The 23,438-nt window shown below is 71.4% G+C and carries 20 protein-coding genes; 12 read left to right on the plus strand and 8 right to left on the minus strand.

The genetic code is table 11. The features are described from left to right. Positions 1 to 35: 35 nt before the first annotated feature. Genes ACXKZB_RS06550 through ACXKZB_RS06565 form a run of 4 tightly spaced genes read right to left on the minus strand, consistent with a single transcriptional unit; the run spans position 36 to position 5,321 of the window. The gene (locus ACXKZB_RS06550) at positions 36 to 1,796 is read right to left on the minus strand and encodes an ATP-binding cassette domain-containing protein (protein WP_488825262.1); all 1,761 of its coding nucleotides are present in this window, start codon (positions 1,794 to 1,796) and stop codon (positions 36 to 38) included. After that, on the minus strand, positions 1,793 to 2,692 hold the full coding sequence (locus ACXKZB_RS06555; protein ID WP_488825264.1) for an ABC transporter permease: 900 nt from the start codon (positions 2,690 to 2,692) through the stop codon (positions 1,793 to 1,795). Before ACXKZB_RS06555 ends, ACXKZB_RS06550 begins: the two co-directional genes overlap by 4 nt. Next, positions 2,689 to 3,696 (minus strand): ABC transporter permease, encoded by a 1,008-nt coding sequence (locus ACXKZB_RS06560; protein WP_488825265.1) that lies wholly within the window; start codon positions 3,694 to 3,696, stop codon positions 2,689 to 2,691. Before ACXKZB_RS06560 ends, ACXKZB_RS06555 begins: the two co-directional genes overlap by 4 nt. 5 nt (positions 3,697 to 3,701) lie before the next feature. Next, positions 3,702 to 5,321, minus strand: a complete 1,620-nt coding sequence (locus tag ACXKZB_RS06565; protein ID WP_488825266.1) for an ABC transporter substrate-binding protein — start codon at positions 5,319 to 5,321, stop codon at positions 3,702 to 3,704. A 32-nt stretch (positions 5,322 to 5,353) separates the two neighbouring features. Here ACXKZB_RS06565 and ACXKZB_RS06570 point away from each other — a divergent pair, with 32 nt between their 5' ends. Then, on the plus strand, positions 5,354 to 5,953 hold the full coding sequence (locus tag ACXKZB_RS06570) for an acyl-CoA-like ligand-binding transcription factor (RefSeq protein ID WP_488825267.1): 600 nt from the start codon (positions 5,354 to 5,356) through the stop codon (positions 5,951 to 5,953). An 11-nt stretch (positions 5,954 to 5,964) separates the two neighbouring features. On the opposite strand, the gene ACXKZB_RS06575 is transcribed toward ACXKZB_RS06570, so the two are convergent. Continuing rightward, on the minus strand, positions 5,965 to 6,999 hold the full coding sequence (locus ACXKZB_RS06575; RefSeq protein WP_488825269.1) for a cation diffusion facilitator family transporter: 1,035 nt from the start codon (positions 6,997 to 6,999) through the stop codon (positions 5,965 to 5,967). Positions 7,000 to 7,248: 249 nt separating this feature from the next. Between ACXKZB_RS06575 and ileS the strand changes: the two genes are divergently transcribed. The 5 genes from ileS to ACXKZB_RS06600 are packed head-to-tail and all read left to right on the plus strand — an operon-like array spanning position 7,249 to position 13,706. Next, the gene (ileS, locus tag ACXKZB_RS06580) at positions 7,249 to 10,518 is read left to right on the plus strand and encodes an isoleucine--tRNA ligase (RefSeq protein ID WP_488825271.1); all 3,270 of its coding nucleotides are present in this window, start codon (positions 7,249 to 7,251) and stop codon (positions 10,516 to 10,518) included. Then, positions 10,515 to 11,972: a bifunctional folylpolyglutamate synthase/dihydrofolate synthase gene (locus ACXKZB_RS06585; RefSeq protein ID WP_488825272.1), complete on the plus strand. Its 1,458-nt coding sequence runs from the start codon at positions 10,515 to 10,517 to the stop codon at positions 11,970 to 11,972. The genes ileS and ACXKZB_RS06585 overlap by 4 nt, the downstream gene beginning before the upstream one ends. After that, complete coding sequence (locus ACXKZB_RS06590; protein WP_396290611.1) at positions 11,969 to 12,385, plus strand: DUF4233 domain-containing protein; 417 nt, start codon at positions 11,969 to 11,971, stop codon at positions 12,383 to 12,385. Before ACXKZB_RS06585 ends, ACXKZB_RS06590 begins: the two co-directional genes overlap by 4 nt. 38 nt (positions 12,386 to 12,423) lie before the next feature. After that, positions 12,424 to 12,843, plus strand: coding sequence for a nucleoside-diphosphate kinase (gene ndk / locus ACXKZB_RS06595; RefSeq protein WP_111084529.1), 420 nt, complete (start codon positions 12,424 to 12,426; stop codon positions 12,841 to 12,843). Positions 12,844 to 12,857: 14 nt separating this feature from the next. Continuing rightward, positions 12,858 to 13,706 carry a DsbA family protein gene (locus tag ACXKZB_RS06600; RefSeq protein ID WP_488825273.1) on the plus strand — a complete coding sequence of 283 codons (849 nt, stop codon included), beginning with the start codon at positions 12,858 to 12,860 and terminating at the stop codon, positions 13,704 to 13,706. Between the two features lie 74 nt (positions 13,707 to 13,780). Here the strand turns inward: ACXKZB_RS06600 and ACXKZB_RS06605 are convergent, their stop codons facing one another. Next, positions 13,781 to 14,632, minus strand: coding sequence for a DsbA family protein (locus ACXKZB_RS06605; RefSeq protein WP_488825275.1), 852 nt, complete (start codon positions 14,630 to 14,632; stop codon positions 13,781 to 13,783). 133 nt (positions 14,633 to 14,765) lie between these two features. Continuing rightward, on the minus strand, positions 14,766 to 15,368 hold the full coding sequence (locus ACXKZB_RS06610) for a vitamin K epoxide reductase family protein (RefSeq protein ID WP_396290615.1): 603 nt from the start codon (positions 15,366 to 15,368) through the stop codon (positions 14,766 to 14,768). Between the two features lie 349 nt (positions 15,369 to 15,717). Here ACXKZB_RS06610 and ACXKZB_RS06615 point away from each other — a divergent pair, with 349 nt between their 5' ends. Both ACXKZB_RS06615 and ACXKZB_RS06620 read left to right on the plus strand, forming a co-directional pair. Continuing rightward, positions 15,718 to 18,618 (plus strand): Rne/Rng family ribonuclease, encoded by a 2,901-nt coding sequence (locus ACXKZB_RS06615; RefSeq protein ID WP_488825277.1) that lies wholly within the window; start codon positions 15,718 to 15,720, stop codon positions 18,616 to 18,618. A gap of 2 nt (positions 18,619 to 18,620) precedes the next feature. Then, a complete protein-coding gene (locus ACXKZB_RS06620) occupies positions 18,621 to 19,559 on the plus strand; it encodes a hypothetical protein (RefSeq protein ID WP_488825279.1) in 939 nt (312 codons plus the stop codon). Between the two features lie 338 nt (positions 19,560 to 19,897). Here the strand turns inward: ACXKZB_RS06620 and ACXKZB_RS06625 are convergent, their stop codons facing one another. Continuing rightward, complete coding sequence (locus ACXKZB_RS06625) at positions 19,898 to 20,170, minus strand: DUF4031 domain-containing protein (protein WP_123313478.1); 273 nt, start codon at positions 20,168 to 20,170, stop codon at positions 19,898 to 19,900. 179 nt (positions 20,171 to 20,349) lie between these two features. Here ACXKZB_RS06625 and rplU point away from each other — a divergent pair, with 179 nt between their 5' ends. The 4 genes from rplU to proB all read left to right on the plus strand — a co-directional run bounded on the left by rplU (position 20,350) and on the right by proB (position 23,428). Further along, positions 20,350 to 20,658 (plus strand): 50S ribosomal protein L21, encoded by a 309-nt coding sequence (gene rplU, locus ACXKZB_RS06630; RefSeq protein ID WP_123313479.1) that lies wholly within the window; start codon positions 20,350 to 20,352, stop codon positions 20,656 to 20,658. Between the two features lie 12 nt (positions 20,659 to 20,670). Beyond that, positions 20,671 to 20,922 (plus strand): 50S ribosomal protein L27, encoded by a 252-nt coding sequence (rpmA, locus tag ACXKZB_RS06635; RefSeq protein WP_071257351.1) that lies wholly within the window; start codon positions 20,671 to 20,673, stop codon positions 20,920 to 20,922. A gap of 132 nt (positions 20,923 to 21,054) precedes the next feature. Next, positions 21,055 to 22,602 (plus strand): GTPase ObgE, encoded by a 1,548-nt coding sequence (gene obgE / locus ACXKZB_RS06640; RefSeq protein WP_488825281.1) that lies wholly within the window; start codon positions 21,055 to 21,057, stop codon positions 22,600 to 22,602. A 7-nt stretch (positions 22,603 to 22,609) separates the two neighbouring features. Next, entirely contained in the window at positions 22,610 to 23,428 is an 819-nt protein-coding gene (gene proB / locus ACXKZB_RS06645) for a glutamate 5-kinase (protein ID WP_260233112.1), read from the plus strand. Positions 23,429 to 23,438: the final 10 nt, after the last annotated feature.

A 23,438-nucleotide genomic window follows, 5' to 3' on the forward strand; every position in this document is an offset into this window, starting at 1 on the left:
GGTCAGACCCGCCCTGGAGGCCCGGTGCACGTCCGTCACGGACGCGCACCGGGCCTCCGGTCACGTCCAGGGCCGTGGCCGGCGGCGAGCCGCTCGGCCGCCTGCAGCAGGTGCGCGGTCACCGGGTGTGCCGGGCGCGCGAACACCGTCGCGGCGGGGCCGTGCTCGACGACCGCGCCACGGTGCACGACTAGTAGGTCGTGGGCCATCCGGCGTACGGCCCGGAGGTCGTGCGACACGAACACCATCGCCACGCCGGTGTCGTCGCGGAGCCGTTCGAGCAGGGTCAGCACGGCGTCCTGCACGGTGGCGTCGAGGGCGGTCACCGGCTCGTCGAGGACGATCACCTCGGGGTCGGTCGCCAGCGCCCGGGCGATCGCCAGGCGCTGCCGTTGCCCGCCGGACAGCGTGCGCGGGGAGCGCGGTCGGAGCGCCGGGTCGAGGTCGACCTGCCGCAGGGCTGCGTCCACCCGGGCGGCGAGCGGACCCTGGGCACGTCGAGCGTCGCCCCGCGAGAACGCGTCGGCGAGGACCCGCTCGACCGACCACCGCTCGTCGAAGGTGGCACCGGGGTCCTGCACGACGGCCGACACCCGGTGTCGTCGGGGGCGTCGGTCGTGCTCGGGGAGCGGTACCCAGGGCGCTCCGTCGAGTGCGACCGTGCCGGCGTCGGGCGTCTCGAGCCCGAGCAGCATCCGCGCCAGGGTGGTCTTGCCCGACCCCGAGGCACCGATCACCCCGAGCACCCGCCCGCGGTCGAGTCCGAACGACACGTCGTCGACCGCGCGGACGCCCTCGTAGTCGCGTGCGAGGCCCTCGGCGACGAGTACCCCCCTCGCACCGTGCGAGGTCGCGCGCTCGGTGCCGCAGTCGCCGATCGGCGCACGGTGCGTGGTCGTTCGGTCGGTGCGAGGTTGCCCGCTCGGTGCGCCGTCAGAGGACTGCACGGAGCCATCAACCTCGCACCGGTCGACCAGATCGGCACCGTGCGGCTCCGGCTCCGGCTCCGGCTCCGGCCCCGCGACGGCACCGGCACGCGCCGCACGCACCAGGGCCTGCGTCGCTGCGTGCTCGGGCGCGGCGAACACCGAGGCGACCGGACCCTGCTCGACGATCCGCCCCTCGTGCATGACGGCCACGCGGTCGGCCCACCCCGCGACGAGCCCGAGGTCGTGCGTGATCACGAGCAGCCCCGCCCCGCGCTGCTGCGCCGCCCGCAGGTGTTCCATCACGGTGACCGCGACCCCGGCGTCCAGTGCGGTCGTGGGCTCGTCGGCGACCACGAGCGCGGGCGACCCGATGGTGGCCGCGGCGATGAGGGCCCGCTGCCGCATCCCGCCCGACAGCGTGCCGGCGAGTCGGCCGTCGGTCGCGATGTCCGGATCGAGGCCGACCGCTCGCAGGGCATCGCGCACGGCGTCCACGCGCTCGGCCGCACCCATCTCGGTGTGCAGGCGGAGGCTGTCGGCGACCTCGCGCCCGACCGGTCGCAGCGGGTCCAACGCGCCCAGGGCCTCCTGGCCGACGTAGCCGACCCGCGACCCGCGCACCTGGCGCCACCGCCGGTCGGAGAACGCCCGGACGTCGAGACCGGCGACGGTGAAGGCGTCGGCGCGGACGGCGGAGCCGGGCGCGGACAGGCCGAGCGCGGCGCGCGCGGTGACGGTCTTGCCGGAGCCGGACGCGCCGACCAGCGCGACGCACTCGCCGGCGTCCACCCGCAGGGCGACGTCGTGCACGATCGGCGTGCCCGCGATGGCGACGTGCAGCCCCTGGACCTCGAGGACGGTGGTCATCGGACGACTCCTGTTCGGCGGATCGCGCGACCGAGCACGGTGACGGCGGTCGCGAGCACCACGATGGCGAGTCCGGGGAAGGTGCTCATCCACGGCGCGGTCTGCAGATAGGTCCGGCCGTCGGCGAGCATCGCGCCCCACTCCGGGGCCGGGGGCGGTGTGCCGACGCCGAGGTAGCTCAGTGCCGAGGCCCAGACGATCGCCTGACCGACGCCGAGCGTGGCGACGGCGACGACGGGCCAGAGTGCGGTGGGCAGGACGTGCCGAACCACGATGCGGACGGGGGAGCGGCCCTGCAGCACGGCCGTCTCGACCACCTGCGACGACCGGGCGGCACGGACCAGCCCACGGACGATGCGGGCGTAGCCGGGGGCGGTGGCGAAGCCGACGGCGAGCACGGCGGGGACCGGCCCGGGGCCGGTGACGGCGATGACCACCAGGGCGACGAGCAGCAGCGGCAGGGCGAACGCCACCTCGGTCACGCGGCCGATCACGGCGTCGAGCAGGCGGCCGAGCCGGTCCGCCCCGGCACCGAGCCCGGCGACGCCGCCGAGCAGGACGCCCGCTCCGCCCCCGATCAGGGTCGCGGCGACGCCCACGACGAGCGATGCGCGGGTCCCCGCGACCACCCGTGCCAGGACGTCGCGACCGGACTCGTCGGTGCCGAACGGGTGGGCGCCGCTCGGGGCGGTCAGGGCGTCCGTGGGGTGCACCGCGAGCGGGTCGCCGCCGCCGAGCAGCGCCGGCCACGCGGCCGCCACGACGGCGACGAGGACGACCACCGCCGCGGCGGTGCCGCCGACGCCGAGCGTCCCCCCACGGACGCGCTCGGTGCCGGCGGCGGTCTGGTGGCCGGTCGCTCCGGTCTGGAGGCCCGGGTCGGCGATCCCGCTCACCGCGCGTCCGCCGGTCGGCCGGGTCCACGGCGTCGCGCGGTGCCGCCGCGTGCGCCGCCGTTCCGCGCACCGCTGCCCGCCGATGTGCGCGGGTCGACGACGCGCTCGACCAGGTCGGCGACGGCCAGCACCACGACGTACGCGGCTGCGGACACCAGCGCGATCCCGGCGACGAGCGGCATGTCCCGCTGCGTGACGGCGGTCACGAGGGCGCGGCCGATGCCGGGCAGGGCGAAGACGGACTCGACGACCACGGCTCCGGACACGAGCGAACCGAAGGCCCAGGCGGACAGGGCGATCCCGGGCAGCGCCGCGTGGCGGAGCAGGTGCCGGGAGAACAGCCCGAGGCGGGTCTCGCCACGGCCACGGGCGGCGAGCGCGAAGGCGGACCGTTGCGCGTCGACGACTCCGTCGCGGACGGTCTCGGCCAGGTACCCGGCGACCGGGACGGCCACCGTCAGCACCGGGAGCACCCAGCCGCGGGCAGTGCCGTCGCTCACCGCGGGCACCCAGCCGAGCGCGCTCGCGAACACCACGATGAGCACGCTGCCGAGCCAGAAGTGCGGCATCACGCTCGCGGTGACACTCAGTGCGCTCGTCATTCCGGCCGCGAACCGGCCGCGCTGCGTCGACCACCAGGCCGCGACGATCGCCAGGACCCACGCGACGACGAGCCCGGCCACCGCCAGGGTCAGCGTGACCGGGAGCTGCTGGCCGAGCAGGGTGGCGACGGGGGTGCGGAAGGCGTAGGAGTCACCGAGCTGCAGGGTGGCGAGGCGACCGAGGAACACCGCGTACTGCACGAGCACGGGCTGGTCGAGGCCGTACTCGTGGCGGACCTGGGCGACGGCCTCGGCGGAGGCCTGCGAACCCGGACCCCCGAGGATCGCGAGTGCGGGGTCGCCGGGGATCAGCCGGATCGCGACGAAGACGATCGTCGCGACGGCCCAGAGCACACCGATGCCCCCGGCGAGCCGCCGGACGGCCCACCAGACCCATCGCATCCGTGTCAGCGGTCGATCCAGGCGGTGCCGAACCAGGGAGTCGAGACGGAGGTCGTCTGGATGCCGTGCACGGCCGAGCGCTCCAGGAAGTGGTTCTGCTGGTCGTACAGGGGGAGCACGGTGTCGCTCGCGAGGATCGCCTTCTGGGCCTGCTCGTACAGGTCGGCGCGCTCGTCGGCGTCCGAGGTGCGGGCCGCCTGCTCGAGCAGGGTGTCGAGCGCGGGGTCGTCGAGCTGGGCCAGGTTCGCGAAGTAGCCGGACGGTGCCGGTTCGATGCTCGCGCTGTCGTACAGGATGCGCAGGACGTCGGGGCCGACCTTCGTGTACGGGGCGCTGACCACGTCGTACTCGTTCGCCGCGAGGGCCGCGTACCAGCTGGACAGGTCGAGCTCGTCCAGCACGACCTTGAACCCGACGGCCTTCTCGGACGCCTGGATCTGCTGGAACAGGCTGCGCTCGGCCGGCACCGACTGGTTCGTCGACACCGGGAACGTCACGGTGAGCTGCTGGTCGTCCTTCTGCCGGATGCCGTCCGACCCGACCTTCCAGCCGGCGTCGTCGAGCAGCTGCTTCGCCGTGGTGGGGGAGTAGTCGAACCGGCTCTTCTCCGAGTACGCCAGGGGCTCGGCGCTCGAGAGCACCGAGTACGAGCGCTTCGCGGTACCGAGGAACAGTGACTGCAGGCCCGGGTCGATCTCCGCGCCGGCGATGAACGCCTGGCGCACGGCCTCGTCGCGGAACACACCGTGGCCGGAGTTCAGTTCGAGACGGTTCGAGGCACCGGGGCGCGGGGCGTCGAGGTCGCGGATCGCGCCCTTCGCCGACGCGGCCTTGAGCTGGTCGGGCTGCGCGTTGTCGATCACGTCGACCTGGCCGGACTGCAGCGCGGCGTAGCGCGAGGTGGAGTCGGGCAGGAACCGCCACGTGATGCCGGACAGGCGCGGCTTCGTCTTCCCCCAGTAGTCGGTGTTCTTCGTCAGGGTGACGCGGTCGCCGTGCTTCCAGCCGGTCACTTCGAAGGGCCCGGTGCCGACGGGGGACTCGCAGTTCGTCGCCTGCTTGCGCTCGAGCGCCTTCGGGGACTCCATGCCGACCCAGGGCTGCGAGAACGACTCGAGCAGCGCGCTGTCCGGACGGCTCAGCGAGAGCGTCACGGTGTGGTCGTCGGTGGCAGTCGCCTTCGTGATCGACTGCAGCGCCAGGTAGCCGGTGCTCGACGCGGTGGCCGGGTCCTGTACGTGCTCGATGTTCGCCACGACGGCGGCGGCGTCGAACGGGGTGCCGTCGGTGAAGGTGACGTCGTCACGCAGCGTGAAGGTGAGGGTCTTGCCGTCGTCGCTCGTGGTCCACTTCGTCGCGAGCTCGGGCGTCGGCTCGCCGTCCTCGAGCCCGACGAGCTCCTCGATGTACTGCGTCGCCAGGAGCGCCTGCGGGTAGTTGCCGCCGACGTGCGGGTCGAGGCAGGTGGGCTCGGCGTCGCCGGACGCGTACGTCAGGGTCCCGCCGCTCACCGGCTTGCTGCTCGTGGTGCTCGTCCCCGCGCCGCTGCAGGCGGCGAGGACGAGGACGACGGCGGTGGCGCTCGCGACGGCGGCGACGGTTTTCTGTACTGAGTCCAAGATCATGGCTGGACGAGTCTAGCGGTTTACTGGGGCCCATGGACGAACCGATCCGCCGCGGTGGGCGGCCCAGACGCTCGAGCGCCGAGGTCCTCGCGGACGCCGCCGCCGAGCTGTTCCTCGAGCAGGGGTACGGACGCACCACGGTCGACCAGATCGCCGTGCGTGCCGGGGTCAGCCGAGCGACGTTCTTCAACTACTTCACGGCGAAGTCCGACGTCATGTGGCTCGAGCTCGACGCCGCGGTGGCGGGGCTGCCCGGGTACCTGGCGTCCTCGACCGAGGCGAGTGCGGTGCGTGCGGTCGAGCAGGCGCTCCTCGCCGCCGCCCGTGCCCACGACCCCGAGCGGGTGCCGTGGGCGGTCGCGCAGGCCGAGGTGATGGGCATCGGATCCGAGCTCGTCGCCGGCGTCGCCGTCCGGGTGATGGCGCAGCACGGGGCCGTCGCCGCCTTCGTGGCGGGGCGCACAGGGGAGCAGCCGGGGTCGCTCTGGCCGCAGACCGTGTCGGGCGCGATGCTCGGTGCCGCCGCAGCGGCGTTCGGGGTGTGGGTCGCCGACGGGGTGGCGCGCCGGCCGCTCGTCGAGTACGTCGCCGCAGCGCTGTCGCCGGTGGTCGCGGGCCTCGACGCGCGCTGACGCGCGGACGCTCACTCCGTGCGCAGGGTCCCCGCACCGCCGGACGCCACGTCCTCCACGGTGCCGTCCCGCACGACCTCGGGTACGTCGTCGTCGGTCGGCACCAGGGACTCGTCACCCGGGTAGCTCAGGGTGAGGACGGCCTCCTCGATGTAGGGGCTGTCCTCGAGCGACTTCTCGACGTCGCGCAACCGCACCGCGACGTGCTCCTCGTTCTCGTTGCCCGTCAGGTCGACGGCGGCGACGAGGTACACCCGTGACGGTCCGACGAACTCCAGGTGCAGGTAGGTGACGCGTTCGACCTGCGAGCGGCCGAGCAGCTCGACGAGCACGGCGTTCTCGAGCTCGGGGGACGTGCTCTCGCCGAGCAGGAAGCGGCGGTTGCGGTCGATGAGGACGATCGCCACGACCCCGAGCAGCACGCCGATCGCGATGGACCCGATCGCGTCGAAGACCGCCAGGCCGGTGACCTGGTGCAGGAACACCCCGAGGAACGCGACGACGAGGCCGATGAGCGCGGCGGCGTCCTCGGCGAACACGGCTCGCAGCGTCGGGTTCGAGGACTGCAGCACGTGGCGCAGCACCGGCACCTTGCGCTTCGTCGCGGCACCGTGCGCCTGGCGGTACGCCTGCAGGAAGCTCGTGCCCTCGAGGCAGAACGACAGCGCCAGCACGATGTAGTTGAGCAGGACGTCCTCGGCCGGGCCGGTGTCCCCGAGCTCCGAGATGCCGTGGTAGATCGACACGATGGCGCCGGCGGTGAACAGGCCGAACGCGGCGAACATCGACCAGATGTACGTCTCGCGCCCGTAGCCGAGCGGGTGTGCGGTGTCGCGCTTCCGCGCGCCGCGTCGTTCGGCGACGAGCAGGAAGACCTCGTTGCCGGTGTCCGCCCACGAGTGCGCCGCCTCGGCCACCATCGATGCCGAACCCGAGACGAGCGACGCGATGGTCTTCGCGATCGCCACGAGCAGGTTCGCGCCGAAGGCGATGATGACGGTGAGGGAGGACTCCGGGCGTTCGCCGGAGGCAGAGTCGTCGGGCATCCCTCCAGCATGCTCCCGTCCGCTAAACTCGTGTCACACGAGCGTCGATCCGGCCATCACCGGGGAGCTCCCGGAAGAACGCGGTCCGCGCGAGCGGCTCGTCAGTAGAACCGGGCGGACCGGGCCGCGCCGAACCCGAACACGAGCGGTCGTGACGCGCCGAACAGCGCGCCACGGCAAGCGAGGTGGTACCGCGGAGCCCGCTCCGTCCTCGTGGTCCGAGAACCGGCAACCCACAGGAGCCCCGCGGTGCGCTACCCCTTGAACCGTCCCGACGAGCACGACGGCGCCGCTGGCGTCGTCCCCTCGCCGTCCTTCCCCGCCGTCGAGCGGGGGATCCTCGCCTTCTGGAAGCGCGACGACACGTTCCAGGCGTCCATCGACCAGCGCCAGGGCTGCGACGAGTGGACCTTCTACGACGGCCCCCCGTTCGCGAACGGCCTTCCGCACTACGGCCACCTGCTGACCGGGTACGCGAAGGACGTCTTCCCGCGCTACCAGACCATGCGCGGCAAGCAGGTGCACCGGCGCTTCGGCTGGGACACCCACGGCCTGCCCGCCGAGCTCGAGGCGATGCGCCAGCTCGGCATCACCGAGAAGCACGAGATCGACGCCATGGGCATCGACGTGTTCAACGCCGCCGCCAAGAAGTCCGTCCTGCAGTACACCGACGAGTGGCAGCAGTACGTCACCCGCCAGGCGCGCTGGGTCGACTTCGAGGACGACTACAAGACGCTCGACACCACGTTCATGGAGAGCGTGCTGTGGGCGTGGAAGCAGCTCTGGGACAAGGGCCTGGCGTACGAGGGCTTCCGGGTCCTGCCGTACTGCTGGAACGACCAGACGCCGCTGTCGAACCACGAGCTGCGCATGGACGACGACGTCTACAAGATGCGCCAGGACCAGTCCGTCACGGTGTCGTTCCCGCTGCACGGCGACCGCGCTGCCGCGCTCGACCTGACGGGTGTCCGCGCGCTCGCCTGGACGACGACCCCCTGGACGCTGCCGACGAACGCCGCGTTGGCCGTCGGGCCTGCGGTCTCGTACGTGGTGCTGCCGGCCGGACCGGGAGGCGCGGCTGACGGTGCCGACGCCGGTTCCGTCCACTACCTGCTGGCTTCGGACACCGTGGCCGCCTACGCGAAGGACCTCGGCTACGAGAGCGCCGAGGACGCCGCTGCCGCGGTCGTCCGCACCCTGACGGGCGCGGAGCTCGACGGCGTGGAGTACGAGCGCCTGTTCGACTTCCTCGCCGACACCGAGGGCATGGAGAACGCCTGGAAGATCCTCGTCGCCGACTACGTCGAGACCGGCGAGGGCACCGGCATCGTGCACCAGGCCCCGGCCTACGGCGCCGACGACCAGGAGGTCTGCGCCGCAGCCGGCATCCCCGTCGTGCTGTCCCTCGACGAGGGCGGTGTCTTCACCTCGCAGTTCGGCGAGGTCGCCGGCATGCTCTGGTCCGACGCGAACAAGCCGCTCACCAAGGCCGTGCGCGACGCCGGACGCCTGCTCCGCCAGGCGTCCTACGAGCACAGCTACCCGCACTGCTGGCGCTGCCGGAAGCCCCTCATCTACAAGGCCGTGTCGTCGTGGTTCGTCCGCGTCACCGAGCTCCGCGACCGCATGGGCCAGCTGAACCAGGACATCAACTGGGTGCCGGACAACGTCAAGGACGGCCAGTTCGGCAAGTGGGTCGGCAACGCCATCGACTGGTCGGTCTCGCGCAACCGCTACTTCGGCACGCCGATCCCGGTGTGGCAGTCGGACGACCCCGAGTACCCGCGCACCGACGTGTACGGCTCGCTCGCCGACATCGAACGCGACTTCGGTCGCCTGCCGCTGAACGCCGACGGCGAGGTCGACCTGCACCGCCCGTTCATCGACGACCTGACGCGGCCGAACCCCGACGACCCCACGGGGAACTCGACGATGCGCCGGATCACCGACGTGTTCGACGTCTGGTTCGACTCCGGGTCGATGCCGTACGCCCAGGTGCACTACCCGTTCGAGAACCGCGAGTGGTTCGAGTCGCACAACCCCGCCGACTTCATCGTCGAGTACATCGGGCAGACCCGTGGCTGGTTCTACGTCATGCACGTGCTGTCCACGGCGCTGTTCGACCGGCCGGCCTTCAAGAACGTCATCAGCCACGGCATCGTCCTCGGCTCGGACGGCCAGAAGATGTCGAAGTCGCTGCGGAACTACCCGGACGTCTCCGAGGTCTTCGACCGCGACGGCGCCGACGCCATGCGCTGGTTCCTGATGTCCTCGTCGGTGATCCGCGGCGGCAACCTCGTCGTCACCGAGGAAGGCATCCGCCAGGGCGTCCGCGAGTTCATGCTCCCGCTGTGGTCGACGTACTACTTCTTCACCCTGTACGCGAACGCCTCCGGGCCGGACGGCTACCAGGCCACCCGCCGGACGGACAGCACCGACGTGCTCGACCGCTACCTGCTCGCGAAGACCCGGGTGCTCGTGTCCGACGTGCAGCAGCACCTCGACGCGCTCGACACCCCGCTCGCGGCCCAGGCCGTCCGCGACTTCGCCGACGTGCTGACGAACTGGTACGTCCGCCGGTCGCGCGACAAGTTCTGGACCGGCGCCGACGGCGTGGCGGCGGACGACGCGCGTGCCGCGTTCGACACGCTGTACACGGTGCTCGAGACCCTGACCCGTGTGGCGGCCCCGCTCGCCCCGCTCGTCACCGAGGAGATCTGGAAGGGCCTGACCGGCGGTCGGAGCGTGCACCTGACGGACTTCCCGGACGCGGCCGAGTTCCCCGCCGACGACGCCCTCGTCGCGGCGATGGACCGCGTGCGCGACGTCGCCTCGAAGGGCCTCGCGCTCCGCAAGGCGACCGGCAAGCGCGTCCGGCTGCCGCTCGCCACGCTCACGCTCGTGGTGCCGGACCCGGCGGCGGTCGAACCGTTCGCCGACATCCTGCGCGACGAGCTGAACGTCAAGCGGGTCGTGCTCGAGGCGCAGGCCGAGGAATCCCTGGCGCAGTACGGCATCGAGCGGAAGCTCACCGTCAACGCCCGTGTCGCCGGTCCCCGGATCGGCAAGCAGGTGCAGCAGGTGATCCCGGCCGCCAAGAAGGGCGACTGGACCGCGACCGAGTCCGGCGTCACCGTCGGCGGTGTCGACCTGGTCGAGGGCGAGTACACGCTCGACCTCACCGTCGCCGACCCGTCGGTCGCGGTGGCGTTCCTCGACGAGGGCGGTTTCGTGGTGCTCGACACCGTGACCACGCCCGAGCTCGAGGCCGAGGGGCTCGCCCGCGACGTCGTCCGCGCCGTCCAGCAGGCCCGACGCGACGCCGACCTGGACGTCAGCGACCGCATCGTCCTCACCCTCGGGGTCGACGAGGCCGCCGACGCGTCGGTGCGCACCCACCAGCAGCTCATCGCGGGGGAGACCCTGGCGACGAGCGTCGAGATCGTGCCCCTCGGGGCAGGCGCCACCACCGATGTCGGTGACGGCGCGAAGGTGACCGTGGAGGTGTCACGCGCATGAGCGACGACGACCAGTACGACGAGCGCGACCAGCACGACGAGGACGGCATCCGGATCCCGGTGGGTCCGTCCGGTGACGCCCCGGTCGAGGCCGTGCCGTACGGCGGTGACGACGACGAGGTCAAGCGCGTCGAGGCCGCCCTGTACGCCCGGATCGGCGAGCAGTCGCCCGAGCACCGCCTGACCGCGACCCGTCGCGCCGTCGAGCTGCTCGGCGACCCGCACCTGGCGTACCCGGTGATCCACATCACCGGCACGAACGGCAAGACCTCGACGGCCCGGACGACCGAGAGCATCGTCCGTGCGCACGGTCTGCGCACCGGCCTGATGACGAGCCCGCACCTGGTGTCGATCCGGGAGCGCATCGTCATCGACGGTCAGCCGATCGCCGCCGAGCGGTTCGTCGAGAACTGGGACGACATCGCCCCGGTCCTCGAGCTGACCGACCAGGAACTCACCGACAGGGGCGAACTCCCGCTCACCTTCTTCGAGGCACTGACCGTGCTGGCCCTGGCCTGCTTCGCCGAGGCGCCGGTCGACGTGGCCGTGATCGAGGTCGGCATGGGCGGCGAGTGGGACTCCACGAACGTCGTGCAGAGCCAGGTCGCGGTGTTCACCCCGATCGCCATCGACCACGCGAAGCAGCTCGGCAGCACCGTGGCGGAGATCGCCCGCACCAAGTCCGGGATCATCAAGCCGTCGTCCGCCGTGGTGTCGAGCGAGCAGGTCCCCGAGGCCCTCGTCGAACTCGAGCGGGCCGCCGAGCTCACCGAGTCGACCCTGGCCGTCGAGGGCACGGGCTTCTCGGTGGTCGACGTCACCCCGGCCGTGGGCGGTCAGCTCATCACCGTGCAGGGGATCGCCGGCCGCTACGACGACCTGTTCCTGCCGCTGTTCGGGCGGCACCAGGCGCACAACGCGGCCGTCGCCATCGCCGCGGTCGAGTCGTTCCTCGGTCGCGGCACCCAGGCGCTCGACGAGGACGTCCTGTCCGAGGGGCTCGCCGGTGCCACGAGCCCCGGCCGCCTGCAGCCGATCGCCACCGAGCCGACCGTGGTGGTCGACGCGGCGCACAACCCGCACGGCGCCAAGGCCCTGGCCGAGGCCCTGCCGGTGGCGTTCCCGTCCGAGCACGTCGTCGGCGTCGTGGGGATCCTCGGCGACAAGGACGCCCGCGGGTTCGTCCGCGCGCTGAAGGGCACCGTCGAGACCTTCGTCGTCACGCAGCCGCCGGGGGATCGTGCGCTCGACGCGGACGCCTTCGCGAAGGTCGTCGTGGACGAGGTGGGCGCGGACCGTGTCGTCGTCGAGCCGTCGCTGGCCGCCGCGCTGCAGCAGGCACGCGACCTGGCGGACGAGGCGGACGCCGAGGACGCCCTCGTGCTCGTCGCGGGCTCCATCGTGATGGTGGGTGCGGTCATGGACCTCGTCCACCGGGAAGGCGAGACGAAGTGACGGACGCACCACGTGCCTCCCGGCCGGGACGTGCACCGCGCACCCGGAAGCCGCGACGCGACCGCGGGGCGCAGGAGAGCCTGCTGTCGATCGCGCTCGTGCTCGAGGCGATCATGTTCTTCTTCCCGATGCTCGTCGTGTTCGGCAAGGGGACCCTGCCGCCGGCCCTGGCGTTCGGCGGCGGCATCGGTGCCATGGTCGTGCTGGCACTGGCCTCACGCCTGACCGGCAACCCCGCCGGTGTATGGTTCGGGTGGCTGCTGCAGGCGGCCATCCTCGCCACCGGGTTCATCGAACCGTTCATGTTCGCGGTCGCCGTGGTGTTCCTGGCGCTGTGGGTCTTCTGCTTCGTCAAGGGCGGTCAGCTCGACCGTCAGAACGCCGCGCGCCGGGCCGCCATGGGCGAGGACTGACCACCCCTCCGATCCCGCGAACACACTAGGAGTACTGCGTGTCCGACCTCGAAGAGACCCTCGTCCTCGTCAAGCCCGACGGCGTCGCCCGCCAGCTCACCGGTGAGATCCTCCGCCGCATCGAGTCGAAGGGCTACGAGATCGTCGACCTGAAGATGCTCACCGCGCCGCGCGACCTGCTGGACGCGCACTACGAGGAGCACCAGGGCAAGCCGTTCTTCGAGCCGCTCGTCGAGTTCATGCAGTCCGGTCCGGTCGTCGCCGTGCGCGTCGCCGGCAACGGCGTGATCGCCGGCTTCCGGTCGCTCGCCGGCACCACCGACCCGACCAGCGCCGCACCCGGGACCATCCGTGGCGACCTCGGTCGCGACTGGGGCCTCAAGGTGCAGCAGAACCTGGTGCACGGATCCGACAGCACCGAGTCGTCGGCGCGCGAGCTCGCGCTCTGGTTCGCCTGAGCGACGGGGAGAGCATGACGAACAACGACCGACCCACCAAGAACGAACGTCGTCAGCACGCGCGCGAGGTCTCGCGGCAGCGCGCCGACGCCGAGAAGCGTCGCAAGCGCCGCAACAAGTGGTTCCTGCAGGGCGGCATCGGCCTGGGGATCATCGCGATCGCCGCGATCATCACGCTCGTCGTGGTGAACGTGAACAACGCGCCCGCCGTGTCCGCTGCCGGGCCGAAGAACATGGCCACCGGCGCGATCCAGTTCACCGGCGAGGGCGGCGAGGTCACCCCGGTGACGACGAAGGCCGTCACCGCGAAGGGCACCCCGTCGGCGGTCCCGACGTCGAACACCGACGGCGCCGTGGCGGTCACCGAGTACGTCGACTGGGCCTGCCCGGTCTGCAAGCAGTTCGAGGCCGCCTACGCCGACCAGATCCTGGACAAGGTGAAGTCGGGCGACGCGACGCTGGCCATCCAGCCGGTGTCGATCCTCGACCGCAGCTACCAGAGCTCGCGCTACGCCAGCCGGGCCGCGAACGCGGCGATGTGCGTCGCGAACTACGCGCCGGACAAGTTCCTGGACGTCCAGACGCAGTTCTTCGAGAACCAGCCCACCGAGGGCACCTCGGGTCTGACGAACGCCGAGATCGCGAAGCTCGTCAAGGCCGGGGGCGCCACCGGGTCGAACGTCTCCGAGTGCCTGTCGACCGAGCAGTTCAAGGGCTGGGTGACCAAGTCCACGAAGCTCGTCACCGCGGACGAGGCACTGCAGGGCCCGCAGGGCTTCGGCACGCCGACCGTGGTCGTGAACGGCAAGCGCCTGGACAACCTCAGCACGGTCATCACCGCGATCGACGACGCGGCGAAGTAGCGCCACCCGCACGAGCGAAGGCCCCCGCTTCCATCCGGAAGCGGGGGCCTTCGCTCGAGTCGGGCGCCTTCGGGTCAGGCGGCGCCACCGTTCTGCTCGACGAAGGACGCGAAGGCGTCGGTGTCGGTCAGGGAGCCGGTGAACTGCTTCCCGTTCACGATGATCGTGGGGGTGCTCGTCACCTTGTCGAGCGACGAGTTCGGGATCGGGTCGTTCATCACCCGGTTCGTGGCGTCGGCGACCCACCCGGCGAAGTGCTGCCCGGTGATGCACGAGGCGACCTTGCTGCTCGTCGCGCCGGCCTCCTTCGCCAGGGACGCCAGCTCGTCGTTCGTGAGCCCCTTGGTGCTCTCGGACGGCTGGTTCTCGTAGAGCGACGTGTTGTACGCCAGGAACGCGTCCGGGTCGTGGTCTGCCACACAGGCGGCCGCTGCTGCGGAGCGCGTCGAGTACTTCGACCCGAGGGACACCCGGTCGAGCAGGTTGAACGGGTGCAGTTCGAGGGTCGCCGAGCCGCTCTTCACCCACTGCTCGATCTGGTCCATCTGCGCCGTCTCGAACTGGTTGCAGTACGGGCACATGTAGTCCGAGTACACGGTGATGTTCGCCACCGAGTCGTCCTGCTTCGTCGCCGTCGGGGTCCCGCCGTCGGGCGTCGCCTTCGTCTCGACGGGCACGATCTTGCCGCTCTGGCCGGTGAACAGGATGCCGTCGCTCGCCATGTTGCGCGGCCCCGGCCCGGCGGGTTGCACCGAGTTCGCGATCACCAGGACGACCACGGCGACGACCGCCAGGCTGCCGACGATGATGCCGCTGATGCCGAGCGTCCTGTTGCGGCGGCGTCGCGCCTGTTCCTTCACCCGGGCTTCGCGCGCGCGCTCTCGGGCGGCGTCGCGACGGACCTTCTTGCTCTCGTTCTCGCTCATCGAGATCGAGCGTAAGTGCTGCCCGGACGCCGATCGGGCGTCTTGCCTGGGAAGCGCCCAGGAATTCGGTGACACGTCATCGACACGTCATCGACACGTCATCGTCGCCGCATCGGGAACGTCCAGCAGTGGATCAGAAGACCGTAAGGATGGTCGGGAACTTGATGATGATCGTCACGATGATGAACAGGTAGTTCGCCAGCGGGAACGCCCAGCAGAAGGGGAGCAGCACCCGGCCGACGCGCTGGGTCTTCGCGCCGAAGCGACCCTGCGCGGCGTTCCAGATCGTGAACACCCAGAACATCGGGATCGTCATCGACCACACGAGCATGCACCAGGGGCAGAGCGCGCCGATGAACCACACGGTCTGGGTGAAGAGCCACGTCACGAAGACCCACGCCAGGAACACGCCGGCGTTGAACGCGATCCAGAACCACCGCGAACCGTTCCGGAAGCCCGCGAGCATCAGCACGGCGACGGCGATCGGCGCGACGAAGCCCATCACGCCGAGCAACGGGTTCGGGAACCCGAACAGGTGGCCCTGCCAACTGGCCATGACGTCCGAGCAGCTGATGAACGGGTTCACGTCGCACGACAGCACGGTGTCCGGGTCTGCGTACTTCTTGAACTCGTCGAGCACCAGGGAGAACGACCCGTACAGGCCGACGAACCCGGTGATCAAGAGGAAGACGGCCATCGCGACCGGACGACGGGGGGCAGGCGCTGACGTGCTCACGCCGTCATCATCGCACGCGGGTTCCGGTCCTTTCCGGGAGCGGCGTGCGATACTGGCCGGAGGTCGTGCGGGCAACCGCAGACCGAAGAGAGCTTTCCGGGCGGTGCCCCACGGGGCAGTGTCCGGACGATCAGGTGCGGTGAGAGCGCACCGTGGTCGGGACAGCGTCACTCCGACGCCGAGCCGACCCGGGCCGGGTGCCCGGACCGGAACGGCCGCGGACGCAACGAGAAGTTGACGCAGACCGGTCACGAAGACAGCGAGCGCGGGGCGTCGACGCCACCGCCACAACCAAAGAATTCCCGCCGCCTGACAAGGGTGCGAGTGGGGCCGAGGAGTGCGCCAGTCCATGGTGGAGCAGAACAACGACAACACGACCAACGACGAGAACGCCCCGAAGCGTCGGACCCGCCTGTTCGGCGGACGCCGCGCCCGGTCGTCCGGCCTGCAGGGTCAGGCCGGTGCCGTGCAGGCGCCGGCCGTCGACGAGGCCTCCGCGCTGACGGACGGTTCGTCCGCCGACGCAGCGGCCGAGCCGACCGGAGCCGAGACGGTCTCCGTCGCGGTCGAGGCCGTCGCCGCCCAGAGCGCCGAGCCGGACGACGTGAGCACGCTGACCGGCGACCTTCCGGTGGTCACGGCCGAGCCGACCGAGCCCGCGACCGACGTGACGGAGGCGAGTGGTGCCTCCCGTCCGACCGAGACCGAGCCGACGACCGAGGCGAGCGAACCCGCCGCCCCGGCCGAGCCGTTCGTCCCGAAGGCGACGAGCACGCTCAGCCTGATCTTCCACGCCCCCGTCCTGCCGGAGCTGCCGCGCCGCGCCGCGCGGTACGAGCGCGACGAGGACGACCGTGACGACCGCTTCGACCGTTCCGAGCGCGAGGACCGGTTCGACCGCGAGGACCACGACGAGGAGCCCGGCGGCTCCCGCCGTCGTTCGCGTCGTCGGGGGAGCAGCGCCGACCGCGAGTCCCGTGCCCCGCGCGAACCGCGCGACCACCAGGAACCCCGCCGCCGCGAGCCCGAGCTGATCACCGAGCCGCAGCGCATCAAGGGTTCGACCCGGCTCGAGGCGAAGAAGCAGCGTCGCCGCGACGGCCGTGACGCCGGACGTCGTCGCCAGGTCGTGAGCGAGGACGAGTTCCTCGCCCGCCGCGAGAGCGTCGACCGTCAGATGATCGTCCGCTCCAGCTCGTCGACGATCGAGATCGGCGTGCTCGAGGACGGCATCCTCGCCGAGCACTACATCACCAAGTCCGAGAACGTGTCGCTCATCGGCAACGTGTACCTCGGCAAGGTGCAGAACGTGCTGCCCTCGATGGAGGCAGCCTTCGTCGACATCGGCCGCGGCCGCAACGCCGTGCTCTACGCCGGCGAGGTCGACTGGAACTCCGTCGACACCAGCCACGGCCGTCGCATCGAGGCCGCGCTCAAGCCGGGCGACAAGGTCCTGGTCCAGGTCACGAAGGACCCGGTCGGCCACAAGGGCGCCCGTCTGACCAGCCAGGTCTCGCTGCCCGGTCGCTACCTGGTCTACGTGCCGAACGGCTCCATGAACGGCATCTCGCGCAAGCTGCCCGACACCGAGCGCGCGCGCCTCAAGAAGATCCTGAAGGAGGTCCTGCCGGAGCACGCGGGCGTCATCGTGCGCACCGCTGCCGAAGGTGCGACCGAGGAGCAGCTCACCCGCGACGTGCAGCGCCTGACCAGCCAGTGGGAGGCCATCCAGAAGAAGGTCGCCGGTGGCCAGGCCCCGGTCATGCTGCACTCGGAGCCCGACCTGCTCGTCAAGATCGTGCGCGACGTCTTCAACGAGGACTTCACGAAGCTCATCATCGACGGCGAGGCTGCCGGCGGCACCATCGACGAGTACCTGTCGGCCGTCGCACCCGACCTGAAGGACCGCGTCGTCCGCTACGAGGGCCCGGACTCCTTCGAGGAGTACCGCCTGAACGAGCAGATCGACAAGGCGCTCGACCGCAAGGTCTGGCTGCCCTCCGGTGGTTCGCTCGTGATCGACCGCACCGAGGCCATGACGGTCGTGGACGTCAACACCGGCAAGTTCGTCGGCTCCGGGGGCAACCTCGAGGAGACCGTCACGAAGAACAACCTCGAGGCCGCCGAGGAACTCGTCCGCCAGCTCCGCCTGCGCGACATCGGCGGCATCATCGTCGTCGACTTCATCGACATGGTGCTCGAGGAGAACCGCGACCTCGTGCTCCGTCGCCTGATCGAGTGCCTGAGCCGCGACCGCACGAAGCACCAGGTCGCCGAGGTCACCTCGCTCGGCCTCGTGCAGATGACCCGCAAGAAGATCGGTGTCGGCCTGCGCGAGTCGCTCGACGAGGTCAACGCGAAGGTCAACGACAACAACGCCGACCCGGGCCCGAGCAAGGGGCGTCGCAAGGGGCGCAGCGGTGCGGCCGGGAACGGCGGCAACGGGAACGGGAACGGCGGCAACGGCGGCAACGGGCACGGCAACGGCGGGGGCAACTCCGGCGGTGGCTCGGGTTCGTCGAACGGGCAGTCGAGCCAGGCACACCAGATCACGGACGACGTGAAGAACGCGCTGTCCCGGATCGCGGCCTCCACGATCCCGCACGAGGAGTCGCCGGCATCGCCGACCTCGGCAGCGGCCCCGACCTCGGCCGACGCGCCGGCGGGGACCGCCGAGTCCGCAGACGCCGGTGAACAGCCCAGCGGCTCGAAGCGTCGGCGCCGTGGCGGCCGTGGCGGACGGAGCGGTGAGCAGCCGAACGCTGCCACGACCGAAGTCACCGAGTCGGCATCCACCGAGTCGGCATCCGCCGTGGTCGAGCCGGAGCCCGTCGCCGAGCCGAAGCGCGACGAGCCGAAGCAGGCCGCGTCGAAGCGCGACGAGCCGAAGCAGGCCGCGCCGAGTCAGGCTGTCGACCAGTCGGCGGCTGCCGCTCCTGCTGCCGAACCGAAGGCCAAGGCCCCGGCCCGCCGACGGGTCAGCTCCAGCGCGACGGTGACCCCGACCGAGAACACGGTCGCGATCCTGGACATCCCACTCAACGCCGCACCGAAGCGCGAGCCCCGCCAGGTCGCCCCGGACGCCGAGTCGCTGTTGGACTCCGTGCTCCAGGCGCTGCCGGAGCCGAAGCAGCCGGGCCAGGGCCGTTCGCGGTCCCGCCGCGTGTCGTCGCCGAGCATCAGTGCTCCGGCCACGACCGAGGACGCATCCGGCGACGACACCGACGGCTCCGTCATCCTGGGGAACTGAGCGTGGCGAACCCCGGTGACCCGCAGCAGGATCGTGGGTACTACGGTGCGGGCTGGCAGCAGCCCGCACCGCCCGGACCCGGGGGAGCCGGCGGTCCCGTGCCGCCGTACGGTGGGCAGCCTGGTGGGCAGCCGCCGTACGGTGGGCAGCCGCCGCACGGCGCACAGCCGACCGCCGGGGTGCCCTACGCCCCGCCACGGCCGCCGCGCACGCCGGCCGACCCGCGTCGGGCCTTCGCGCCCGGCGCCTCGGTGAACAACACGGCCGGGGCGCTCATCGCCGTGGTGTCGCTCGTGCTCGTCGAGTTCGTGTCCGGCGTCGTCGGCCTGATCGGGACGTCGCTCGTCGTCAGCCCGTTCGCGCACTACGGTGCCGGTGCGAGCCTCGTCGGCAGCTTCATCGCCGGGGTCTTCCTCGCGCCGTTCCCGTTCTACGCCGGGGCCTTCCTGGCGCTGGCGTTCCTGACGCCGATCGCCCGGCGCAGCCCGCTGCCGACGGTGTTGCTCCGAGCGGTGCTCGCCGGCGCCGCGGGGACGATCGCACTCGCCCTCGTCGGGGTCTTCACCGGCGCGTTCGGCGCGATCACCTCGGGCGGGTCCCGCCTGGTCATCGACGTCGTCACGAACCCGCTCCGCAACGGGGTGCCGTACACGGTGATGCTCCTGGCGACCGCCACTGCCGCGTGGCTCTGGCTCGGCCGCCCCCGACGGAACCGCGGTGCAGCGCCGACGTCCGGCCTGCCGGGCACGGTACGGCCCGCAGACGCCGTCCCTCCCGCGACCGTGCAGCCGGGGCCGCAGCAGCCGCAGCAGGGCCCGTACGGACAGGGTCTGGTCCAGCCGGACCCCCACGGGCAGTACGGCGGTCAGTACGGCGCACAGCCCCGTCCGGACCAGCAGCAGCCGCCGGCCGCGCCATGGGGTGGTCCGGCGCCTCGCTGACCCCCGGTCGTCGCCGCGCGGTCGCTGCACGGTGCGAGGTTCTCCGGGCGGTGCGGCGTTCGCGTCGCGGTGCGAGCCTCTGACGCCGCACCGAGCCACCAACCTCGCACGCTGCGGGGAATCTCGCACGGTGCGGCCGGGAGGCCCGGCGCACGCCCGCCACGCGCCTCACCTCGCACGGTGCGACGCCACGTCCAGGGCGCGTGCGCACCGTGCGAGGTTCCGGACACGGTGCGAGCTGGCATGCGTCGCACCGAGTCCGGAACCGTGCACCGTGCGCCGTGCGCCGTGCGCCGTGCGCCGTGCGTTCCGGACGGACGCGGCACGCGGCCCGCGCGTCAGTGCGCGCGCTTGTCGCGCTGCGCCACGCGCAGCCCGCTGCGGATCAGCCGCAGCACGAGCTCGCGTCCGGACACCGCCGACGCCCCCGCGGCGACGAGTTCGTCGTACTTCGCGAGCGGCACGTCGTAGTGGTCATGGTCGAACGCACGACGCGGCACACCGGCGCGTGCAGCGAACGCGTGGAGTTCCGCGTAGGATTCATCACTGACGAGGTGCGACCACAGAGTGTCGTGAGCGGGCCACGTCGGTGGGTCGATCAACACGGTCACCGTGCAATCGTACGTGTGTCGCCGTTTGACCGGACCCATGGGGATCGAGTATTCTCGATCCCTGGTGTCAGCGGGCCGTTCTGCCTGCGTCGCCGATCGGGCCCGGCCTCCCGGGAGCCGCTCGTGCAGAAGTGGGCACCCGAGACTTCCCTCAAGCAGAGTTACGTAAGGATTTCCACGTGGTTTACGCAGTAGTGCGCGCCGGCGGCCGTCAGGAAAAGGTCGAGGTCGGCACCATCCTGACCGTCGACCGTGTCAAGGCGGACGACAAGGGCAACATCGACCTCGCCCCCGTGCTCCTCGTGGACGGTGACAAGATCACGTCGGCGGCTTCCGAGCTCGCCAACGTGACCGTCACCGCCGAGGTGCTCGACGACCTGCGCGGTCCGAAGGTCATCATCCAGAAGTTCAAGAACAAGACCGGGTACAAGAAGCGCCAGGGTTTCCGCGCTGAACTGACCCGCGTCAAGATCACCAAGATCGCGTAAGGGAGTCAGCTCATGGCACACAAGAAGGGTGCGAGTTCCACTCGCAACGGTCGTGACTCGAACGCACAGCGCCTCGGCGTGAAGCGCTTCGGTGGCGAGGTCGTCAACGCCGGCGAGATCATCATCCGCCAGCGTGGGACCCACTTCCACCCGGGCGCCAACGTCGGCCGCGGTGGCGACGACACGCTGTTCGCCCTCTCGGCCGGTTCGGTCGAGTTCGGCACCAAGGGTGGCCGCAAGGTCATCAACATCGTCAACGCGTAGTCGCGACGATCAGCTTCAGCGGGAGGGGCGGGCCGAGTGCCCGCCCCTCCTTCGCTTTTCCCGCCGACGGATGCCGTCGGCACAACGCGCTGACGGATCCCGTCGGCACAACGACCTTCCAGGAGTGGAACCATGGCGACCTTCGTCGACCGCGTGACCCTGCACCTCAGCGCGGGGAAGGGCGGCAACGGTTGCGTCTCGGTCCGCCGTGAGAAGTTCAAGCCCCTCGCCGGGCCCGACGGTGGCAACGGCGGTGACGGCGGCGACATCGTGCTCGTGGCCGACCCGCAGGTCACCACGCTGCTCGGCTACCACCGCTCGCCGCACCGTTCGTCCAAGAACGGTCAGCCCGGCATGGGTGACCACCGCAGTGGTGTGAGCGGCGAGGTCCAGGAGCTCCCGCTCCCGATCGGCACCGTCGTGTACGACGAGGCCGGCGAGGTCATCGCCGACCTGACCGAACCCGGGATGCGCGTCGTCGTGGCCCCCGGTGGGCAGGGCGGTCTCGGCAACGCGGCGCTCTCCACCACGAAGCGCAAGGCCCCCGGCTTCGCGCTCCTCGGCACCGAGGGCTGGGCGGGTGACATCAGCCTCGAGCTGAAGACCATCGCCGACGTCGCCCTCGTCGGGTTCCCGAGTGCCGGCAAGTCCTCGCTCATCGCGGCGATCTCGGCCGCGAAGCCGAAGATCGCCGACTACCCCTTCACCACGCTCACCCCCAACCTCGGCGTCGTCGAGTCGGGCGAGAGCCGCTTCACGGTCGCCGACGTCCCCGGTCTGATCGAGGGCGCGTCGGAGGGCAAGGGCCTCGGCCTCGAGTTCCTGCGGCACGTCGAGCGCTGCGAGGCCCTGCTGCACGTCATCGACTGCGCGACGATGGACCCGGGCCGCGACCCGATCAGCGACCTCGACGTCATCCTCGGCGAACTCGAGCGCTACCCGGTCCCCGAGGGCCAGGTGCCGCTGCTCGAGCGTCCGCAGCTCATCGCGCTCAATAAGATCGACGTGCCGGACGCCGCCGAGCTCGCCGAGTTCGTCACCGCCGAGCTCGAGGGCCGCGGCTACCGCGTGTTCCCGATCTCGACCGCGTCGCACAAGGGCCTGCGTGAGCTGACGTTCGCGCTGGCCGAGGTCGTCGAGCAGGGTCGTGCGAAGCGCGCGGCCGAGCCGGTCGTCGAGCGCATCGTCATCCGCCCCCGCGCGGTCAACGACCAGGGCTTCACGGTCCGTGCCGAGGGCGGCGAGGAGCACCGCTTCTACCGCGTGCGCGGTGCGAAGCCCGAGCGGTGGGTGCAGCAGACCGACTTCACCAACGAAGAGGCGATCGGCTTCCTGGCCGATCGGCTCGCGAAGCTCGGTGTCGAGGACGGCCTGTTCAAGGCCGGCGCCGTCGCCGGCTCGACCGTCGTGATCGGCGGCGACGGCGGCATGGTCTTCGACTGGGAGCCGACGCTCACCTCGACGGCGGAGCTCATCACGAGCGCCCGAGGCACCGACGCCCGCATCGGCGCGACGTCGCGTCCGACCCGCAACGAGCGTCGCGAGGAGTACTTCGAGCGCATGGACGCCAAGGCGGCCGCCCGTGCCGAGCTCGAGCAGGAGCGCGTCGCCGGCCTCTGGGTGAACGACGACGTCGTGACCAGCGACGACCTCGAGACGACCAGCGACCAGAAGGACTGACCGCGGCATGACCGACACGACCGCCCGCACCGACCTCGGACCCGTCACCCGGCGCGAGGACATCCCGCGTGCGCGGCGGATCGTGGTGAAGGTCGGCTCGTCGTCGGTCAGCGGTGACGCCGCCGGTCAGATCGGACCGCTGGTGGACGCCCTGTCCGCGGCGTACGGCCGGGGCACCGAGGTCGTGCTCGTGTCGTCCGGCGCGATCGCCACCGGGTTCCCGTTCCTCGGGCTCGAGGGCCGCCCGGACGACCTCGCCACGCAGCAGGCCGCCGCGGCGACCGGCCAGAACGTCCTGATGTTCCGGTACCAGAAGGAACTCGACCGGCACCGGGTCGTCGCGGCGCAGATCCTGCTGACCGCCGGTGACCTGCAGAACCCGACGCACCGGGTGAACGCGCAGCGCGCCGTCGACCGCCTGCTCGCCCTGCGGGTACTGCCGATCGTGAACGAGAACGACACCGTCGCCACGCACGAGATCCGCTTCGGCGACAACGACCGGCTCGCCGCCCTGGTGGCGCGGCTGCTCGGTGCCGACGCCCTGGTGCTGCTGTCCGACGTCGAGGCCCTGTACACGAAGCCCCCCGAGCAGCCCGGTGCCGAGCGCATCGACGAGGTCCCGTTCGGCGACGAGCTCGCCGGCGTCACCTTCGGCTCCGTCGGCAAGTCCGGCGTGGGGACCGGAGGTGCCGGCACGAAGGTCGCGGCCGCACGGCTCGCGGCCGAGGCGGGCACGTCGGTCCTGGTGACCGCCACGGCGCTCGTCGACCGCGCCCTGTCGGGCGAGCACGTGGGCACCTGGTTCCACGCGGCGCCCCGTTCCTGACACGCGTCGT

Source organism: Curtobacterium sp. ABR8, assembly GCF_057812125.1.